Here is an 18,375-nt window from a genome sequence, read left to right as displayed (position 1 = left end):
GTAGCATAAAACAGCAACGTATTGATGCCACAATAACCAACTAAAGGTTGACTTTATTTCACCGGATACGCTTTCGTAAAGCAATAGTAAGCTGATATTCTACCACACTATGAGCAAAACACATTTAACTGAACAGAAGTTTTCCGACTTCGCCCTGCACCCAAAGGTGATCGAAGCCCTTGAAAATAAAGGGTTTCATAATTGCACGCCTATACAGGCTCTGGCTCTTCCGCTAACGCTGGCGGGCCGTGATGTTGCAGGTCAGGCGCAAACCGGTACCGGTAAAACGATGGCGTTCTTAACGTCAACGTTTCATTATCTCCTCTCTCACCCGGCGATCGAAGACCGTAAAGTGAACCAGCCGCGCGCAATTATTATGGCGCCGACGCGTGAACTTGCGGTACAAATTCATGCCGATGCAGAACCGCTTGCGCAGTCAACAGGTCTGAAACTGGGTCTGGCTTACGGCGGTGATGGTTACGACAAACAGCTCAAAGTGCTGGAAAGCGGCGTCGATATTCTGATCGGCACCACCGGTCGTATGATCGATTACACCAAACAGAACCATATTAACCTGGCCGCAGTTCAGGTCGTGGTGCTGGACGAAGCCGATCGTATGTACGATCTGGGCTTTATTAAAGATATCCGTTGGCTGTTCCGCCGCATGCCGGTAGCCACACAGCGTCTGAACATGCTGTTCTCCGCCACCCTCTCTTATCGGGTACGTGAACTCGCATTCGAGCAGATGAACAACGCAGAATACGTCGAAGTGGAACCGGAACAGAAAACCGGCCACCGCATTAAAGAAGAGCTTTTCTATCCTTCTAATGAAGAGAAAATGCGTCTGCTGCAAACGCTGATTGAAGAAGAGTAGCCGGATCGCGCCATTATTTTCGCCAACACCAAGCACCGCTGTGAAGATATCTGGGGCCATCTGGCTGCCGATGGTCATCGCGTTGGTCTGCTGACTGGCGACGTAGCGCAGAAAAAACGCCTGCGTATCCTTGATGAATTTACCCGCGGCGATCTCGATATTCTGGTCGCTACAGACGTTGCTGCACGTGGTCTGCATATTCCTGCTGTTACCCACGTCTTTAACTACGATCTGCCAGACGACTGCGAAGACTACGTGCACCGCATCGGTCGTACGGGTCGTGCGGGTGCCAGCGGCAACTCTATCAGCCTTGCTTGTGAAGAGTACGCGCTGAACCTGCCCGCGATTGAAACGTATATCGGGCACTCAATTCCGGTGAGCAAATATAATCCGGATGCGCTGCTCAGCGAATTGCCGCCGCCGAAACGCCTGACGCGTCCGCGCTCAGGTAACGGTCCGCGCCGCAGTGGTGGTGCGCCACGTAATCGCCGTCGTTCAGGTTAAAAAATATGCTTGGTTCCGCCTCGCTCTATGCCGCCATTGATCTTGGCTCCAACAGTTTTCATATGCTGGTTGTGCGCGAGGTGGCGGGAAGCATTCAGACGCTTTCCCGCATCAAACGCAAGGTTCGCCTGGCGGCGGGCCTGAGTAGCGAAAATCAGCTTTCCCAGGAAGCGATGGAACGCGGCTGGCAATGTCTGCGTCTGTTTTCAGAGCGTCTTCAGGATATTCCAGCCCAGCAAATCCGCGTTGTGGCAACGGCCACGCTCCGCCTGGCGGTCAATGCCCAGGAATTCCTCGACAAAGCGCAAGCCATCCTCGGTTGCCCGGTGCAAGTCATCAGCGGCGAAGAGGAAGCGCGCCTGATTTATCAGGGTGTTGCGCATACTACCGGTGGTGCGGATCAGCGCCTGGTGGTGGATATCGGCGGCGCCAGCACCGAGCTGGTGACCGGCACTGGCGCGCAAACCACTTCGCTATTCAGTCTGTCGATGGGCTGCGTCACCTGGCTTGAACGTTTTTTTACCGACCGCAATCTCGGGCAGGAAAATTTCGACGCCGCAGAGCGTGCTGCGCGTGAAGTGCTGCGCCCGGTCGCCGATGAGCTTCGTTTGCACGGTTGGAAAGTGTGCGTTGGCGCATCCGGCACCGTGCAGGCCCTGCAAGAAATCATGATGGCGCAGGGCATGGATGAACGCATTACCCTCGCCAAACTTCAGCAGCTTAAGCAGCGCGCTATTCAGTGCGGGCGGCTTGAAGAGCTGGAGATCGAAGGCCTGACGCTGGAGCGCGCGCTGGTCTTTCCAAGCGGGCTGGCGATTCTGATCGCTATCTTCACCGAGATGAATATTGCCAGCATGACGCTGGCCGGCGGTGCGCTGCGTGAAGGACTGGTCTACGGCATGCTGCATCTGACGGTCGATCAGGATATTCGCAGCCGTACGCTGCGCAACATTCAGCGCCGTTTTATTATCGATACCGATCAAGCCCGTCGCGTGACTGCGCTGGCAAAACGCTTTGCGCTGGGTGTGGAAAAAGAGTGGGAACTTGATGCCTACAGCATCGAAATACTGCAAGTTGCCTGCGAACTGCATGAAATTGGTCTGAGTATTGAATTTAAACAGGCACCGCTGCATGCAGCATGGCTGGTACGCAATCTCGATCTGCCGGGCTTTACGCCAGCGCAGAAAAAACTGCTCGCCACGCTGCTACTGAATCAGACCAACGCCGTCGATCTCTCTTCCCTGCATCAGCAAAACGCCGTCCCGCCGCGCGTTGCGGAACATCTCTGCCGCCTGCTGCGCCTGGCGATTATTTTTGCCAGCCGCCGTCGCGACGATTTGTTGCCGGAAATTATCGTCAGCGCGCAAGGAGAAAAACTGACGCTGTCGTTGCCGCAGGGCTGGCTGAAAAGTCACCCGCTGGGCGCCGAGTTAATCGAGCAGGAAAGCCAGTGGCAAAGCTACGTCCACTGGCCGCTGGAAATCCAGTAAGTGTGAAGCCCGGTATTCGCCGGGCTTTTTACTTCTCTTTCGCCTTCGCCAGCATGGCGCGAATATTTGCCACGTTGGCCTGGCCTTTGTGCATCCGCTCTTCAGCGCTCACCACTTTGCGCTCCTGCTCCCAGATCAGGTCATCCTGCGGTAATTCCAGCAGGAAACGGCTGGGCTCCGGACGCACCAGTTCACCATACTGACGGCGCTCCTTACAGAGGGTGAAAATCAGTTCCTTCTGCGCCCGGGTGATGCCCACATAGGCAAGGCGTCGCTCTTCATCGACGTTATCCTCATCGATGCTGCTTTGATGCGGCAGCAATCCCTCTTCCATACCGACCAGGAAGACATACGGAAATTCCAGCCCTTTGGAGGCGTGCAACGTCATTAGCTGCACCTGGTCAGATTCGTCATCACTCTCACCGCGCTCCATCATATCGCGCAGGGTAAAACGCGTGACCACCTCCGCCAGCGTCATCGGCTCATCCAGTTCATTGCCTTCCAGCATTTCCGTCATCCAGCCAAACAGCGTGTTGACGTTTTTCATCCGCATCTCGGCGGCTTTCGGGCTGGGCGAGGTTTCAAACAGCCAGGATTCATAGTCGATGCCGTGGATCAAATCGCGCACCGCGGCAATCGGCTCACGCTCGGACAACTGCTGCACATCACCCAGCCACTGCGTAAAGCGCGTCAATGATTCATAGCCACGTCCGGTGAGCGTCTGGTTCAGGCCAACATCAAAGCTGGCGGCAAACAGGCTTTTGTTACGCAGCATCGCCCACTCCCCCAGCTTTTGCAGGGTAGCGGAGCCAATCTCACGCTTCGGCGTATTCACAATCCGCAAAAAAGCGCTGTCGTCTTCCGTATTGGTCAGCACACGCAAGTAAGCCAGCAGATCTTTGATTTCCGGCCGCGAGAAAAACGACGTGCCGCCGGAAATCTTGTACGGGATGCGGTTCTGCATCAGGAATTTTTCAAACACCCGCGACTGATGGTTACCGCGATAAAGAATCGCATAATCTTTGTACTGGGTTTTGTTGACGAAGTGATGGGCGATCAGCTCCCCGGTAACACGTTCGGCTTCATGTTCTTCGTGATTAGCGCTAAGGATCTTCAGCTCCGGCCCGTAGCCCAGCTCTGAAAAAAGACGCTTTTCAAATACGTGCGGGTTGTTGGCGATCAGGATGTTTGCCGCCTTCAGAATACGCCCGGATGAGCGGTAGTTTTGCTCCAGCTTAATCACCTGCAGCGCCGGAAAATCCTGACTCAGCAGCACCAGGTTTTGCGGACGCGCGCCGCGCCAGGAGTAGATCGACTGATCGTCATCGCCCACCACGGTAAAGCGCGCGCGCTGCCCCACCAGCAATTTTACCAGCTCGTACTGGCTGGTATTGGTATCCTGATATTCATCCACCAGCAGATAGCGAATCTTGTTCTGCCAGCGCTCGCGCACCTCTTCATTGCGTTGCAATAACAGTGTCGGCAGCAAAATCAAATCGTCGAAATCGAGCACATTGCACGATTTCATATGGCTATCGTACAGGCCATAGCAGTGAGCAAAAATACGATCGCGCTCGCCCTTTGCCTGTGCGGCAGCCTGCGGCGGCGTCAGCAGATCGTTTTTCCAGTTCGAGATCGTAGAGATCAACTGCTGCAACACCACTTTGTCATCGTCGATCAGCCCTTCAGTCAGCTCTTTCAGCAGCGCGACCTGATCGGTGTCATCAAACAGCGAAAAGTTAGATTTCATCCCCAATGCGGCGAACTCGCGCTTAATGATCGTTAGCCCCAGCGTGTGAAAGGTGGAGATCATCAAACCGCGCGCCTCTTTGCGCCCCAGCGTCTGTGCCACACGCTCTTTCATTTCACGCGCCGCTTTGTTGGTAAAAGTCACCGCCGCGATATGTTTTGCCTGATAGCCGCAGCCGCGGATCAGATGAGCGATTTTGTTGGTGATCACGCGTGTTTTACCGGATCCCGCGCCCGCAAGCACCAGGCAGGGTCCGGTGACGAATTCGACGGCTTGTTGTTGTCCGGGGTTCAAACGCATAAAAGATCACTCAATGAAAAACGGGAGGGAGAAAATTGTACACAACGCCATTCAGACTGCATCAAGGCAGCAAAGCTGAATCCTCAGGAGCTTACAGAAGTAAGTCACCGGGGTGAACAGGCGCAGCCAACAAAGAGATCGAAGTGTATAACAGCGTGGTAGTATAGCCAGCGTAAACTCTCACACTCAAGGCACGATCATGGCAAAAACCGCAGCAGCACTCCATATCCTTGTTAAAGAAGAGAAACTGGCACAGGATCTTCTGGAGCAGATTAAAAACGGCGGCGATTTCGAGAAACTGGCGAAGAAACACTCTATCTGCCCGTCAGGTAAAAAAGGCGGTCACTTAGGCGAATTCCGTCAGGGCCAGATGGTACCGGCGTTCGACAAAGTGGTGTTCTCCTGCCCGGTGCTGGAGCCAACTGGCCCGCTGCGCACTCAGTTCGGTTATCACATCATAAAAGTGCTGTACCGCAACTAGTAAAAAGCCCGGTGGCGCTAACGCTTACCGGGCTTACGTTTGTTACTGCTTTCCATTTCGGATTACGGGAAGACGGCAAGTAAGCACATCCCCGGAAGTAACCGGGGTGTACGAACGCCGCCAACGCATCCGCAGGTCGAAAGACGACGGGGTATTAACCCGCTACCGCGATACGTTTCATATCCGTCATGTAGCCACGCAGTTTCTGGCCCACTTTCTCAATCGCATGGTTGCGAATCGCTTCGTTCACATCGCGCAGCTGCGCGTTATCAACCGCGCCTTCCGCAATCGCTTTGCCCAGATCGCCGGTTTGCAACGTGGTCATAAACTCTTTCAGCAGCGGCACGCAGGCATAAGAGAACAGATAGTTGCCGTACTCAGCGGTATCGGAGATCACGACGTTCATCTCATACAGACGCTTACGCGCGATGGTGTTAGCGATCAGCGGCAGTTCGTGCAGAGACTCATAGTACGCAGACTCTTCGATAATGCCGGAAGCCACCATGGTTTCGAACGCCAGCTCAACGCCCGCTTTCACCATCGCAATCATCAGCACGCCTTTGTCGAAGTACTCTTGCTCGCTGATTTTGCCTTCAAACTGCGGTGCGGTTTCAAACGCGGTTTTACCGGTCTCTTCACGCCAGGTCAGCAGTTTTTTATCGTCGTTGGCCCAGTCAGCCATCATGCCGGAAGAGAATTCGCCGGAAATGATGTCATCCATATGTTTCTGGAACAGCGGCGCCATGATGCCTTTCAGTTGTTCGGACAGCGCATAAGCACGCAGTTTCGCCGGGTTAGACAGACGATCCATCATCAGTGTGATACCGCCCTGCTTCAGGGCTTCGGTCACGGTTTCCCAGCCAAACTGGATCAGTTTTTCGGCATAAGCCGGGTCAGTGCCTTCGGCCACCAGCTTGTCGAAGCACAGCAGAGAACCGGCCTGTAACATACCGCAGAGAATGGTCTGCTCGCCCATCAGGTCAGATTTCACTTCCGCTACGAAAGAGGATTCCAGAACGCCTGCGCGATGACCACCGGTCGCCGCAGCCCACGCTTTGGCAATCGCCATGCCTTCGCCTTTCGGATCGTTTTCCGGGTGAACAGCGATAAGCGTCGGTACGCCAAAGCCGCGTTTGTACTCTTCACGCACTTCGGTACCCGGGCATTTCGGCGCTACCATTACGACGGTGATGTCTTTACGGATCTGCTCGCCCACTTCGACGATGTTAAAACCGTGGGAGTAACCCAGCGCAGCGCCATCTTTCATCAGCGGCTGTACGGAGCGCACAACGTCAGAGTGCTGTTTGTCCGGCGTCAGGTTAACAACCAGATCCGCCTGCGGGATCAGCTCTTCGTAGGTGCCTACTTTAAAACCGTTTTCGGTCGCTTTACGCCAGGAGGCGCGTTTTTCCGCGATGGCTTCTTTACGCAGAGCGTAAGAGATATCCAGACCGGAGTCGCGCATGTTCAGGCCCTGGTTCAGACCCTGAGCGCCGCAGCCGACAATGACCACTTTTTTACCCTGAAGGTAGCTTGCGCCATCGGCAAATTCTTCACGCGCCATAAAGCGACATTTGCCCAGCTGCGCCAGCTGCTGGCGCAGGTTCAGTGTATTAAAGTAGTTAGCCATGGTAAGACCTCATGATGTTGTGTTGTCGTGCTTATTGTTCAGTTCGCTTATTCGCGAGATTGAACCCACTATATGACAGGAAATGCGTTGCTTAAATTGATATATTAACAATGTCACATTGCAATTTTTGCAATGTAAATTTGTGGAGCCTGTCTCATGGATTTACGCGATCTGAAAACCTTCCTGCATCTGGCGGAAAGCCGTCATTTTGGCCGTAGCGCGCGCGCCATGCATGTCAGTCCCTCCACGCTTTCACGCCAGATCCAGCGGCTGGAAGAAGACCTTGGGCAACCGCTGTTTGTACGCGATAACCGCACCGTCACGCTGACCGATGCGGGAGAAGAATTACGCACCTTTGCTCAACAAACGTTATTACAGTATCAGCAACTCCGCCACTCGATAGACCAGCAAGGCCCATCGCTCTCCGGCGAACTGCACCTGTTCTGTTCGGTCACCGCAGCCTACAGCCATTTACCGCCAATCCTCGACCGCTTTCGCGCGGAACATCCGTCAGTGGAGATCAAACTCACCACCGGCGATGCTGCCGATGCCATGGAAAAAGTGGTCACCGGTGAAGCGGATCTGGCGATTGCCGGCAAGCCGGAAACGCTCCCCGGCGCGGTGGCGTTTTCAATGCTGGAGAATCTGGCGGTGGTTCTGATTGCTCCGGCGCTGCCATGTCCGGTACGTAACCAGGTGTCGCAAACCGAGCCTGACTGGTCAACAGTGCCATTTATCATGGCCGATCAGGGGCCGGTGCGTCGGCGCATTGAACTGTGGTTCCGCCGCCACAAAATCAGCAATCCCGCCATTTACGCGACCGTTGGCGGGCACGAAGCAATGGTCTCCATGGTCGCGCTGGGGTGTGGCGTGGCGCTGATCCCGGAAGTGGTGCTGGAGAATAGCCCGGAGCCGGTGCGTAATCGCGTGATGATCCTCGAACGTAGCGATGAAAAAACGCCGTTCGAGCTTGGCGTGTGCGTACAAAAAAAGCGGCTCTATGAGCCGCTTATCGATGCCTTCTGGAAAATTCTGCCGAACAACTAACCCGCCAGGAAGAAACGGAATGCCGGGTTATGCGTTTCATCGTGGCAGTCATAACCCAGTTCATTGAGCCGGGTTTCGAAATCCGGCTCGTGATCGCCCAGTTCAAACGCCGCCAGCACGCGGCCATAATCCGTGCCATGGCTGCGATAGTGGAACAGCGAAATATTCCAGTGCGTGCCGAGCGTATGCAGGAATTTCAGCAGCGCGCCCGGTGATTCCGGAAACTCGAAGCTGTACAAACGCTCCTGCAACGGTTTCGACGGCCGCCCGCCAACCATATAGCGCACGTGCAGTTTCGCCATCTCATCGTCGGAGAGATCCACCACGCTGTAACCACCGTCGTTCAGCAATGAAAGGATCTCCTGACGCTCTTCCAGACCGCGACTCAAACGCACGCCGACAAAAATGCAGGCATTTTTCGCATCGGCGAAACGGTAGTTAAATTCGGTAACAGAACGCCCGCCCAGCAACTGGCAGAACTTCAGGAAGCTGCCCTTCTCTTCCGGAATGGTCACCGCCAGCAGCGCTTCGCGTTGCTCGCCCAGTTCACAGCGTTCAGAAACATAGCGTAAGCCGTGGAAATTGACGTTTGCGCCAGAGAGCACATGCGCCAGCCGTTCACCGTGAATGTTGTGTTTGGCGATATATTTCTTCATCCCCGCCAGCGCCAGCGCGCCGGACGGTTCCGCAACCGCCCGCACATCTTCGAACAGGTCTTTCATCGCCGCGCAAATCGCATCGCTATCAACGGTAATGATATCGTCGAGGTACTCCTGGCACAGACGGAAGGTTTCGTCACCGATACGTTTAACCGCAACGCCTTCGGCAAACAACCCAACGCGGGGCAGATCGACCGGATGCCCGGCGTCCAGTGCGGCTTTCAGGCAGGCGGAATCTTCCGCTTCGACAGCAATCACTTTGATTTGCGGCATCAGTTGCTTAACCAGCACCGCGACACCCGCAGCCAGGCCGCCGCCGCCGACCGGTACAAAGATCCGGTCGATATGCGCATCCTGCTGCAACAACTCCAGCGCCAGCGTTCCCTGCCCGGCAATCACCATCGGATGATCGAACGGCGGGACAAACGTGAACCCTTGCTGCTGCGACAGCTCAATGGCTTTGGCTTTCGCTTCATCGAAATTGGCACCGTGCAGCAGCACTTCTCCGCCAAAACCGCGTACTGCATCGACTTTGATGTCGGCTGTCGCTACTGGCATCACAATCAGCGATTTGATGCCGAGGCGCGTGGAGGACATCGCCACACCCTGCGCGTGATTGCCTGCGGATGCCGTGATTACGCCATGCGATTTCTGCTCGGCGGTTAACCCAGCAATCATCGCGTAAGCACCGCGCAGCTTGAAGCTGTGCACCGGCTGGCGATCTTCGCGTTTTACCAGAATGACGTTATCCAGGCGCGAAGAGAGCTTGTCCATTTTTTGCAGCGGCGTCACCTGCGCCACTTCATAAACCGGCGCGCGCAGCACTGCCCTCAAATATTCCGCCCCTTCGGGGGCGGCAGAGAGGGGTTGGGATTCGGCCATCATTAACCCCCAAGTTTGGATTTATCGCGCACCGCACCTTTGTCTGCACTGGTTGCAAGACTGGCGTAAGCGCGCAGCGCGAAGGAGACCTGACGTTCGCGATCCACCGGCGTCCAGGCTTTATCACCGCGGGCTTCCTGTGCTTCACGACGCGCCGCCAGTTGCTGGTCGCTGACCTGCAACTGAATACCACGGTTCGGGATATCGATAGCGATGATGTCGCCATCTTCAATCAACCCGATGTTGCCACCGCTGGCCGCTTCCGGGGAAACGTGGCCGATGGAAAGGCCGGATGTCCCGCCAGAGAAACGCCCGTCGGTGATCAGCGCACAGGCTTTACCCAGGCCCATCGACTTCAGGAAGCTGGTCGGATACAGCATCTCCTGCATGCCCGGCCCGCCTTTCGGCCCTTCATAGCGGATCACCACCACATCACCTGCGACAACTTTGCCGCCGAGAATAGCCTCAACGGCTGCATCCTGGCTTTCATACACTTTTGCCGGACCGGTAAATTTCAGGTTGCTGTCATCCACGCCTGCGGTTTTCACGATGCAGCCGTTTTCGGCAAAGTTGCCGTACAGTACGGCCAGACCGCCATCTTTGCTGTATGCATGTTCCAGCGAGCGAATACAACCTGCGGCGCGATCGTCATCCAGCGTGTCCCAACGGCAATTCTGTGAGAAAGCCTGTGTGGTGCGAATGCCTGCCGGGCCAGCGCGGAACATGGCTTTCACCGCTTCGTCTTTGGTCAGCATGACATCATACTGCTCAAGCGTTTGCGGCAGCGTCAGACCGAGCACGTTTTTCACATCACGGTTTAACAGGCCTGCGCGATCCAGTTCACCCAGAATACCCAGCACGCCACCCGCACGGTGAACATCTTCCATATGGTATTTCTGCGTACTCGGCGCGACTTTACACAGTTGTGGAACTTTGCGGGAAAGCTGATCGATGTCACTCATGGTGAAATCAATTTCGGCTTCCTGCGCCGCCGCCAGCAGGTGCAGAACGGTATTGGTCGAACCGCCCATTGCGATGTCCAGCGTCATGGCATTTTCGAACGCCGCTTTGCTGGCGATAGCGCGCGGCAGCGCCGAAGCATCGTCCTGCTCGTAGTAACGTTTAGTCAGCTCAACAATGCGTTTGCCAGCGTTGATAAACAACTCTTTGCGATCGGCGTGAGTAGCCAGCAACGAACCGTTGCCCGGCTGCGACAGCCCCAGCGCTTCAGTCAGGCAGTTCATCGAGTTGGCGGTGAACATGCCGGAACAGGAGCCGCAGGTCGGGCAAGCGGAACGTTCCACCTGGTCACTCTGGTCATCAGAGACTTTCGGGTCTGCGCCCTGAATCATCGCATCAACCAGATCCAGCTTGATGATCTGGTTAGAGAGTTTGGTCTTCCCGGCTTCCATCGGGCCGCCGGAGACGAAAATCACCGGAATATTGAGGCGCAGGGAAGCCATCAACATCCCCGGGGTGATTTTGTCGCAGTTGGAAATACACACCATCGCATCGGCGCAGTGGGCATTCACCATATATTCAACAGAATCAGCAATCAGCTCGCGGGAGGGCAGTGAATACAGCATGCCGCCGTGGCCCATGGCGATACCGTCATCGACGGCAATAGTGTTGAACTCTTTCGCCACGCCGCCTGCGGCTTCGATTTGCTCTGCAACCAGCTTACCAAGATCGCGCAGATGAACGTGCCCGGGCACGAACTGGGTAAACGAGTTCACGACAGCAATAATCGGCTTGCCGAAATCGGCGTCGGTCATCCCGGTTGCGCGCCACAGCGCGCGGGCACCCGCCATATTGCGCCCGTGTGTGGTGGTGGCGGAACGGTACTTAGGCATGCTCTTTTACTCCCGTCTGTCTTGTCGATGGGGTGGTGCGTGCCATCCCATATTTATTTGCTATACCCTAAATAATTCGGGTTGTAGGAAGGCGGCAAGCGAGCGAATCCCCAGGAGCTTACATAAGTAAGTGACTGGGGTGAACGAGTGCAGCCAACACACCTACAACCTGAAGTATGACGGGTATTTATGGATTAACTTGATCCAACCAGCCCCACTTATCTTCCGTTTCACCGGTGAAGAGGCCAAAGAATGCTTGTTGAATACGTTTGGTGACCGGGCCGCAACGACCTTCGCCAACCTGAATACCATCAACGCTACGAACCGGGGTGATCTCAGCAGCGGTACCGGACATGAACACTTCATCCGCCAGGTACAGTGATTCGCGGGACAGCACCTGCTCGCGAACTTCAATATTCAGCTCTTTCGCCAGCTTGATGATGGCATCGCGGGTGATCCCCGGCAGTGCAGAAGAGGTGAACGGCGGAGTGAACAGAACGCCATCTTTCACTTCAAACAGGTTTTCGCCCGCACCTTCAGAGATATAACCGTTCACATCCAGCGCGATACCTTCCTGATAACCGTGACGGCGCGCTTCGCTGCCGACCAGCAGAGAGGAGAGGTAGTTGCCGCCCGCTTTTGCGGCTGTCGGGATGGTATTCGGCGCAGCACGGTTCCACGAAGAAACCATCGCATCGATCCCCTGCTCCAGCGCTTCTGCGCCAAGGTAAGCGCCCCACGGGAACGCAGCGATAATCACGTCAGTGCTGTAGCCCGCAGGTGGGTTCACGCCCATACCAACGTCGCCAACAAAGATCAGCGGACGGATATACGCGCTGGTCAGGTTGTTTTTGCGGATCACTTCGCGGCAGGCTTCCATCAGTTCATCAATGCTCTGAGAAACCGGGAAACGGTAGATTTTGGCGGAATCATGCAGACGCTGCATATGCTCACGATGGCGGAAGACTACCGGGCCTTTGTGCGAGTCGTAGCAACGGATGCCTTCGAAGACAGAGGTGCCGTAGTGCAGAGCGTGGGACATCACGTGAACTTTCGCGTCTTCCCAACGAACCATCTCGCCATTGAACCAAATGTAGTCTGCTTTTTTCGTCGTCATTGTTCTTCCTTTTGCGCTTACGCGCGGATTTGTTGTGATTGTGATGATGTGGCGCGTTGTCGGATATCAACCCGGGCAACGTCGACAAGTTTGCTCAGTTGGCTAAACAGTAATTCGACAGGCCGCGGGCTGGCAACGGTCAATTCAATATTTATGTTCTGCGCATCGCTGGCGGTTTCCATATTCATCGCGCATACCTGAAAACCCCGGTGGCGCACCACGCGCAACACGCGCTCTAACGTTTCCGGATTGAAGCGAGCCTCAACGGCGACCTGATGTTGCATCATGATAATTTCTCCAGCATTTGTGAGTTACTGGCGCCGGGCGGCACCAATGGCCAGACATTCTCAAGTTCGTCGATTGAGACATGAAGCAGGTATGGCCCTGAGCTCGAAAGCATGGTGTCGAGTGCCGCTTCAACCTGGTCTTTACGGGTGATGTGCTGGCCCGGAATGCCAAAGGCGCTGGCCAGCGTGAGGAAATCGGGGTTATCAGTCAGGGTGGTTTCGCTATAACGCTCGTTAAAGAACAACTGCTGCCATTGTCGAACCATTCCTAAACGCTGGTTGTCCAGCAATACCATCTTCAGCGGCAACTGTTTGCGTTTTACGGTGCCCAGTTCCTGCACATTCATCATGAAGGAACCGTCACCGGAGATACAGATGACCGTATCCTCCGGGCGGGCGACCTGCGCGCCAACCGCCGCAGGCAGGCCAAAACCCATCGTACCTAAACCGCTGGAGGTGATGAAATTTTCCGGACGATCAAATTCAAGATGTTGCGCAGCCCACATCTGGTGCTGCCCGACATCGGTTGTCACCACGCTGTTCGCCGGTTTACGTTCGGAGAGTTGCTTTAACAGCAGCGGCGCATAAATCGCCTCGCCTGGATGGTCATAACGCCAGGCGTGCTCGCGGCGTAAGTCTGCGGCGTATTGTCGCCATGCATCAATGGACATCGCCTGTTGCAACGCCGGGAGCAACGCATTCAAATCACCCTGCAACGCGACATGCGCCTGACGCAGCTTACTCATTTCTGCCGGATCGATATCCATATGTATTACTTTTGCATGCGGTGCAAAAGTATTCAGCTTGCCGGTCACGCGATCGTCGAACCGCGCGCCAACAGCAACCAGCAAATCGCACTCCTGAACCGCAAAGTTCGCCGCTTTAGTACCGTGCATCCCCAGCATACCGAGGTAATAAGCATATTCAGGTACCACTGCGCCCAGGCCTTTCAGCGTACAAACTACCGGCATCTGTGTTGCAGCCAGGAACTCACGCAGCGCAGGAACCGCCTGTGCCATGCCAACGCCGCCGCCAACATACAGCATCGGTTTTTTAGCCTGCGCCAGCATCTGGCGAGCCTGATCAACCTGCTCCTGTGGGAAGGAGATTACGTCATCAACGGTGGCGAAATAGGGCTCAAGATCGCCACTCGCCAGTTGGATATCTTTCGGGATATCAACCAGAACCGGGCCAGGACGGCCAGAACTGGCGACATGGAAGGCTTCAGCCATTACGCGCGGCAGCTCTTCCAGGGATTCAACCAGAAAGCTGTGTTTGGTACAGGCCAGCGACAAGCCCAACACATCCACTTCCTGAAAAGCGTCAGTACCCATCAGCGGAGCCGCAACCTGGCCCGTAATCGCCACCACCGGAACGGAATCCAGCAACGCATCGGCAAGGCCAGTAATCAGATTGGTAGCGCCCGGACCGGATGTCGCAATGCATACGCCTGTCTTACCCGTTGCGCGGGCATAGCCAATAGCGGCCATCGCAGCACCCTGCTCGTGCCGGCACAATAGGTGTTCCACGCCGCCGTCATACAATGCATCGTAAACCGGCATGATTGCGCCACCCGGATAGCCAAAAACCGTATCCACTTTCTGTGCCCGCAACGCATGTACTACCCACTGTGCCCCATTCATAGTCAGTTCCCCGCCGTATATCGGGAGAAACAGAATTTTGTGCTACAACTCATTCTTTGCTCCTCGTTTATATTTTTAAGTCATAAAAAAACCCCCGGACCTTTCGGTGCGGGGGTCTTAGTTCGTTAAGGCTTGTTTTTTAAGCCTTTCCTCGTCCAAGTGCAGCCCCGCACGGTGGGATAATAATCACCACCACGCTAATCACGACCAGGCTAATCACTCGTAGAAGGGCTTTCATGTTTGTTCGTTCTTGCTTCATGTTCGAAGGAATACCTAAAGAGGTAACACAGATTTCAGACAAGACACAAGAAAAATTTATGACCACTTTTGTGCTCTTGCTCGCAAGACAGCAAAAACTCATTGTTTTATATAATAAAAAACGCTAGTGAAAATATTTCACTGGTTTCCCAGCGAAATCAATATTGCGAGCGTTCTTCCAGCGCAATGAAAATGGTATGAACTTGCAGCAAATTACCGGAAACAGCCACGTAAATGCGCAATATCGATACTGAAAGGTAAAAGCAACGAACCGATAATGGCCATGGCAAGGAGGAACTATGGCATTGTCAGTCATTTATACCCGGGCGGCTCTTGGCGTTACTGCGCCATTGGTGACGGTCGAAGTGCACATCAGCAACGGACTTCCTGGGCTGACTATTGTCGGATTACCAGAGACGACCGTCAAAGAGGCACGCGATCGGGTACGCAGCGCGATCATCAATAGTGGTTATGAATTCCCGGCCAAGCGGATCACGATCAATCTCGCACCGGCCGATCTTCCAAAAGAAGGAGGACGATACGATTTACCCATTGCGATTGCGCTTCTGGCGGCCTCAGAGCAACTAACAGCACCAATGCTGAGTGACTACGAGTTCGTAGGTGAACTTGCCCTTACAGGCGCATTGCGTGGAGTCTCCGGCGCTATCTCTTGTGTCATGGAAGCAGTGAAAGCCAGGCGTCGCATCATCATTGCTCAGGAAAATGAAGCGGAGGCCAGCCTCGCTGAAACAGAAGATTGCCGCATAGCCGCCCATTTGCAGGAGGTATGCGCTTTTCTGGAGGGAAAACATGCCCTCTCACCTCCATCCCCTTTTGAGGGTGTCCAGGAGAGGCATAGCGAGGATCTGAGCGATGTAATTGGACAGCAACAAGGGAAGCGCGCTTTAGAAATCACTGCGGCAGGTGGACATAATTTATTGTTGATAGGGCCGCCAGGAACTGGAAAAACCATGCTGGCCAGTAGACTGGGAGGATTATTGCCGCCGCTTAATAATCAGGAAGCGCTGGAAAGCGCAGCAGTAATGAGTGTATTCAACAGCAATAGCCTCATTCGCCACTGGCGACGAAGGCCATTCAGGACGCCTCATCACAGCGCTTCCCTGACAGCAATGGTTGGGGGCGGTTCATTACCAGGGCCCGGTGAGATTTCGCTGGCACACAACGGTGTGCTGTTTCTGGATGAACTACCTGAGTTTGAGCGACGTGTACTGGATGCCCTGCGCGAACCGCTGGAGTCAGGCCAGATTCACATTTCACGGACAAGAGCAAAAATCACTTATCCTGCGCGCTTTCAGTTGATTGCGGCCATGAATCCCAGCCCAACCGGGCACTATCAGGGTAACCATAATCGCAGCACGCCTGAACAGACACTGCGATATCTGGGAAGGTTATCAGGCCCTTTTCTCGACCGGTTTGATCTCTCGCTGGAAATACCGCTGCCTGCTCCCGGGTTAATGAGTCAACCCCAGCAGAAAGGTGAATGCAGTGAGGCCGTACGCTCACGCGTTATTCAGGCTCATGCTCGTCAGCATCAACGGCAGAAGAAGCTCAACGCCCGACTGGAAAGCAGCGAAACAAAACAGTTCTGCTTGCTTGCAAAAGAGGATGGGGAGTGGCTGGAAGAGACGTTAACACGTCTGGGTTTCTCCATACGGGCCTGGCAACGTCTACTGAAGGTAGCAAGAACCATTGCTGATCTGGAACAGCAGGATGAGATACAACGAACACACCTGCAAGAAGCACTAAGTTATCGCGCAATCGACAGGTTACTCATTCATCTGCAAAATATGCTGACGTAAAAAAAGGGGCCTTAGCCCCTTTCTCTTAATCGTCAGACTCGGTGTAATCTTCCGTGCCTTCCATCTGCGGTTTTCCACCCGACAAGGTGTGAAAACGCTTCGGTCGCTTAATGCGGGCCATATACTTGAGCCAGACACGTTCTGCTTCCGTGTAGGGTTCACGTTCTCCACGGCAGACTGCGACAAACTGCGTTTCTTCTTCGGTCACTGGTTCACGTTTTCCAAGCTCCAGCTCGTTAAACGCATAGCCGTGACGCTCAAGCAGTTGAGCCTCTTTGATGGTGAAATCACCGTGGCGCGAGAACCCGCGTGGATAATTTTTATTGTCGAAAAAACGATTCGTCGTCGTAAAGCTTTCCGCCATCCTGCACGCTCCTAATTCTTTGGCCGAGCTATTTATGGCGCGGAGTATTAGTTACGCTTGACAGAGTGTAAAACAAAACATTTAAATCATTACGACAAATATTTTTGTGGAGAAAACCGTGGATACGGAATTACTAAAAACTTTCCTGGAAGTAAGCAGGACTCGTCACTTCGGCCGGGCGGCTGAATCACTCTATCTGACACAGTCCGCAGTGAGTTTTCGTATTCGCCAGTTGGAGAACCAGCTTGGGGTTAATCTCTTTACCCGTCACCGTAATAATATCCGTCTTACGGCGGCTGGAGAGAAGCTTCTGCCTTATGCAGAGACGCTTATGAGTACGTGGCAGGCGGCGCGGAAAGAGGTAGCACATACTTCGCGGCATCACCAATTTTCTATCGGCGCCAGTGCGTCATTGTGGGAATGTATGCTTAGTGACTGGCTGAGCAGACTCTATGATCTGCAGGGAAATCTGCAATTCGAAGCACGCATTGCACAACGTCAGTCATTAGTTAAACAGTTACATGAGCGGCAACTGGATCTGCTGATCACCACCGAAACACCGAAAATGGATGAATTCAGCAGCCAACTATTGGGGCATTTTACGCTCGCACTTTATTCTGCTGAGCCAGGTAAAAGTAAAGCGGAACTGCATTACTTGCGACTGGAGTGGGGGGCTGATTTTCAGCAGCATGAAGCGGGGTTGATCGCCAGTGACGATGTACCCACATTAACGACCAGCTCTGCGGAAGTCGCGTATCAACAGTTGCCACAGCTAAATGGTTGCACCTGGCTACCGGTGTTGTGGGCAGAACAAAAAGAGGGATTACATCTTGTAGCGGATACAACGACCCTTTCTCGTCCGCTTTACGCTATTTGGCTGCAGAACAGCGACAAACAGAACCAGATCAAAGATCTTTTAAAGATCAAAGTGATTGATTGAAATATGAGGCAAAGATGCCAGTCTGGCATCTTCTGTATGAAAACCGCTGAAAAAAAAGCAAAAAAAATCCTTAGCAAACGCTAAGGATTGTTTCTGGCAGGGGCGGAGGGACTCGAACCCCCAACACCCGGTTTTGGAGACCGGTGCTCTACCAATTGAACTACGCCCCTAATTAGGGTGGCGGAACGGACGGGACTCGAACCCGCGACCCCCTGCGTGACAGGCAGGTATTCTAACCGACTGAACTACCGCTCCACCGAATTTCTTTACAACCACCGGTTTGTTGCCCCGGTTTGACTTGCTAATTTGATGCCTGGCAGTTCCCTACTCTCGCATGGGGAGACCCCACACTACCATCGGCGCTACGGCGTTTCACTTCTGAGTTCGGCATGGGGTCAGGTGGGACCACCGCGCTAGTGCCGCCAGGCAAATTCTGTTTACCGCCATGCCCCAAGGGCACACCGGTCTAATCTGTA

General features: G+C 54.3%; 15 protein-coding genes, 2 tRNA genes, 1 rRNA gene and 1 pseudogene. 6 read left to right on the top strand and 13 right to left on the bottom strand.

Translation table 11 applies throughout. The annotated features are described in order from the left end of the window. The first annotated feature begins 109 nt into the window (after positions 1 to 109). Positions 110 to 1,378 (top strand): annotated as a pseudogene (gene rhlB, locus C0557_RS26735) (ATP-dependent RNA helicase RhlB). 5 nt (positions 1,379 to 1,383) lie between these two features. Further along, entirely contained in the window at positions 1,384 to 2,868 is a 1,485-nt protein-coding gene (gene gppA / locus C0557_RS26730; RefSeq protein ID WP_074779915.1) for a guanosine-5'-triphosphate,3'-diphosphate diphosphatase, read from the top strand. 28 nt (positions 2,869 to 2,896) lie between these two features. On the opposite strand, the gene rep is transcribed toward gppA, so the two are convergent. Then, entirely contained in the window at positions 2,897 to 4,918 is a 2,022-nt protein-coding gene (gene rep / locus C0557_RS26725; RefSeq protein ID WP_074779913.1) for a DNA helicase Rep, read from the bottom strand. Positions 4,919 to 5,117: 199 nt separating this feature from the next. On the opposite strand from rep, the gene ppiC reads away from it, so the two are divergent. Beyond that, positions 5,118 to 5,399 (top strand): peptidylprolyl isomerase PpiC, encoded by a 282-nt coding sequence (gene ppiC / locus C0557_RS26720; protein ID WP_074779911.1) that lies wholly within the window; start codon positions 5,118 to 5,120, stop codon positions 5,397 to 5,399. 154 nt (positions 5,400 to 5,553) lie between these two features. On the opposite strand, the gene ilvC is transcribed toward ppiC, so the two are convergent. Further along, entirely contained in the window at positions 5,554 to 7,029 is a 1,476-nt protein-coding gene (gene ilvC / locus C0557_RS26715) for a ketol-acid reductoisomerase (protein ID WP_007369191.1), read from the bottom strand. Between the two features lie 156 nt (positions 7,030 to 7,185). On the opposite strand from ilvC, the gene ilvY reads away from it, so the two are divergent. Then, complete coding sequence (gene ilvY / locus C0557_RS26710; protein ID WP_007369192.1) at positions 7,186 to 8,076, top strand: HTH-type transcriptional activator IlvY; 891 nt, start codon at positions 7,186 to 7,188, stop codon at positions 8,074 to 8,076. Here ilvY and ilvA read toward each other — a convergent pair. The 7 genes from ilvA to ilvL all read right to left on the bottom strand — a co-directional run bounded on the left by ilvA (position 8,073) and on the right by ilvL (position 14,755). Further along, entirely contained in the window at positions 8,073 to 9,617 is a 1,545-nt protein-coding gene (gene ilvA, locus C0557_RS26705) for a threonine ammonia-lyase, biosynthetic (protein ID WP_090398681.1), read from the bottom strand. The genes ilvY and ilvA overlap by 4 nt on opposite strands. Before the next feature lie 2 nt (positions 9,618 to 9,619). After that, complete coding sequence (ilvD, locus tag C0557_RS26700) at positions 9,620 to 11,470, bottom strand: dihydroxy-acid dehydratase (protein WP_208662625.1); 1,851 nt, start codon at positions 11,468 to 11,470, stop codon at positions 9,620 to 9,622. Positions 11,471 to 11,657: 187 nt separating this feature from the next. Continuing rightward, the gene (gene ilvE / locus C0557_RS26695; protein ID WP_208662623.1) at positions 11,658 to 12,587 is read right to left on the bottom strand and encodes a branched-chain-amino-acid transaminase; all 930 of its coding nucleotides are present in this window, start codon (positions 12,585 to 12,587) and stop codon (positions 11,658 to 11,660) included. A 17-nt stretch (positions 12,588 to 12,604) separates the two neighbouring features. Next, complete coding sequence (gene ilvM / locus C0557_RS26690; RefSeq protein WP_007369196.1) at positions 12,605 to 12,874, bottom strand: acetolactate synthase 2 small subunit; 270 nt, start codon at positions 12,872 to 12,874, stop codon at positions 12,605 to 12,607. After that, a complete protein-coding gene (ilvG, locus tag C0557_RS26685) occupies positions 12,871 to 14,517 on the bottom strand; it encodes an acetolactate synthase 2 catalytic subunit (RefSeq protein WP_208662621.1) in 1,647 nt (548 codons plus the stop codon). The genes ilvM and ilvG overlap by 4 nt, the downstream gene beginning before the upstream one ends. A 2-nt stretch (positions 14,518 to 14,519) precedes the next feature. Continuing rightward, positions 14,520 to 14,570, bottom strand: a complete 51-nt coding sequence (gene ilvX, locus C0557_RS27715) for a peptide IlvX (protein WP_202626166.1) — start codon at positions 14,568 to 14,570, stop codon at positions 14,520 to 14,522. Positions 14,571 to 14,656: 86 nt separating this feature from the next. Further along, positions 14,657 to 14,755 carry an ilv operon leader peptide gene (gene ilvL, locus C0557_RS26680; RefSeq protein WP_015966468.1) on the bottom strand — a complete coding sequence of 33 codons (99 nt, stop codon included), beginning with the start codon at positions 14,753 to 14,755 and terminating at the stop codon, positions 14,657 to 14,659. A gap of 319 nt (positions 14,756 to 15,074) precedes the next feature. Between ilvL and C0557_RS26675 the strand changes: the two genes are divergently transcribed. Further along, positions 15,075 to 16,595 (top strand): YifB family Mg chelatase-like AAA ATPase, encoded by a 1,521-nt coding sequence (locus C0557_RS26675; protein ID WP_074779902.1) that lies wholly within the window; start codon positions 15,075 to 15,077, stop codon positions 16,593 to 16,595. Between the two features lie 25 nt (positions 16,596 to 16,620). Here the strand turns inward: C0557_RS26675 and C0557_RS26670 are convergent, their stop codons facing one another. Further along, a complete protein-coding gene (locus tag C0557_RS26670) occupies positions 16,621 to 16,959 on the bottom strand; it encodes a DUF413 domain-containing protein (protein WP_074779900.1) in 339 nt (112 codons plus the stop codon). Positions 16,960 to 17,065: 106 nt separating this feature from the next. Here C0557_RS26670 and hdfR point away from each other — a divergent pair, with 106 nt between their 5' ends. Beyond that, positions 17,066 to 17,899, top strand: coding sequence for an HTH-type transcriptional regulator HdfR (gene hdfR, locus C0557_RS26665; protein WP_208662619.1), 834 nt, complete (start codon positions 17,066 to 17,068; stop codon positions 17,897 to 17,899). Positions 17,900 to 17,993: 94 nt separating this feature from the next. Here hdfR and C0557_RS26660 read toward each other — a convergent pair. From C0557_RS26660 to rrf, 3 genes are all read right to left on the bottom strand, one after another. Then, positions 17,994 to 18,069, bottom strand: a tRNA-Trp gene (locus tag C0557_RS26660). Positions 18,070 to 18,077: 8 nt separating this feature from the next. Beyond that, positions 18,078 to 18,154: transfer RNA gene (locus tag C0557_RS26655), tRNA-Asp, on the bottom strand. Positions 18,155 to 18,210: 56 nt separating this feature from the next. Next, positions 18,211 to 18,326, bottom strand: a 5S ribosomal RNA gene (rrf, locus tag C0557_RS26650). Between the last annotated feature and the right edge of the window lie 49 nt (positions 18,327 to 18,375).

The organism is Kosakonia sp. MUSA4 (genome assembly GCF_013085925.1).
GTDB classification, from domain to species: Bacteria; Pseudomonadota; Gammaproteobacteria; order Enterobacterales; family Enterobacteriaceae; genus Kosakonia; species Kosakonia sacchari_B.
The sequence above is the reverse complement of the archived record's forward strand: the minus strand, read 5'-3'. Positions and strand labels throughout refer to the sequence as shown.

Bases quoted from the DNA above. Each gene is read 5' to 3' on its own strand.
- gppA (WP_074779915.1), top strand. From the start codon at position 1,384: ATGCTTGGTTCCGCCTCGCTCTATGCCGCCATTGATCTTGGCTCCAAC.
- rep (WP_074779913.1), bottom strand. From the start codon at position 4,918: ATGCGTTTGAACCCCGGACAACAACAAGCCGTCGAATTCGTCACCGGA.
- ppiC (WP_074779911.1), top strand. From the start codon at position 5,118: ATGGCAAAAACCGCAGCAGCACTCCATATCCTTGTTAAAGAAGAGAAA.
- ilvC (WP_007369191.1), bottom strand. From the start codon at position 7,029: ATGGCTAACTACTTTAATACACTGAACCTGCGCCAGCAGCTGGCGCAG.
- ilvY (WP_007369192.1), top strand. From the start codon at position 7,186: ATGGATTTACGCGATCTGAAAACCTTCCTGCATCTGGCGGAAAGCCGT.
- ilvA (WP_090398681.1), bottom strand. From the start codon at position 9,617: ATGGCCGAATCCCAACCCCTCTCTGCCGCCCCCGAAGGGGCGGAATAT.
- ilvD (WP_208662625.1), bottom strand. From the start codon at position 11,470: ATGCCTAAGTACCGTTCCGCCACCACCACACACGGGCGCAATATGGCG.
- ilvE (WP_208662623.1), bottom strand. From the start codon at position 12,587: ATGACGACGAAAAAAGCAGACTACATTTGGTTCAATGGCGAGATGGTT.
- ilvM (WP_007369196.1), bottom strand. From the start codon at position 12,874: ATGATGCAACATCAGGTCGCCGTTGAGGCTCGCTTCAATCCGGAAACG.
- ilvG (WP_208662621.1), bottom strand. From the start codon at position 14,517: ATGAATGGGGCACAGTGGGTAGTACATGCGTTGCGGGCACAGAAAGTG.
- ilvL (WP_015966468.1), bottom strand. From the start codon at position 14,755: ATGAAAGCCCTTCTACGAGTGATTAGCCTGGTCGTGATTAGCGTGGTG.
- C0557_RS26675 (WP_074779902.1), top strand. From the start codon at position 15,075: ATGGCATTGTCAGTCATTTATACCCGGGCGGCTCTTGGCGTTACTGCG.
- C0557_RS26670 (WP_074779900.1), bottom strand. From the start codon at position 16,959: ATGGCGGAAAGCTTTACGACGACGAATCGTTTTTTCGACAATAAAAAT.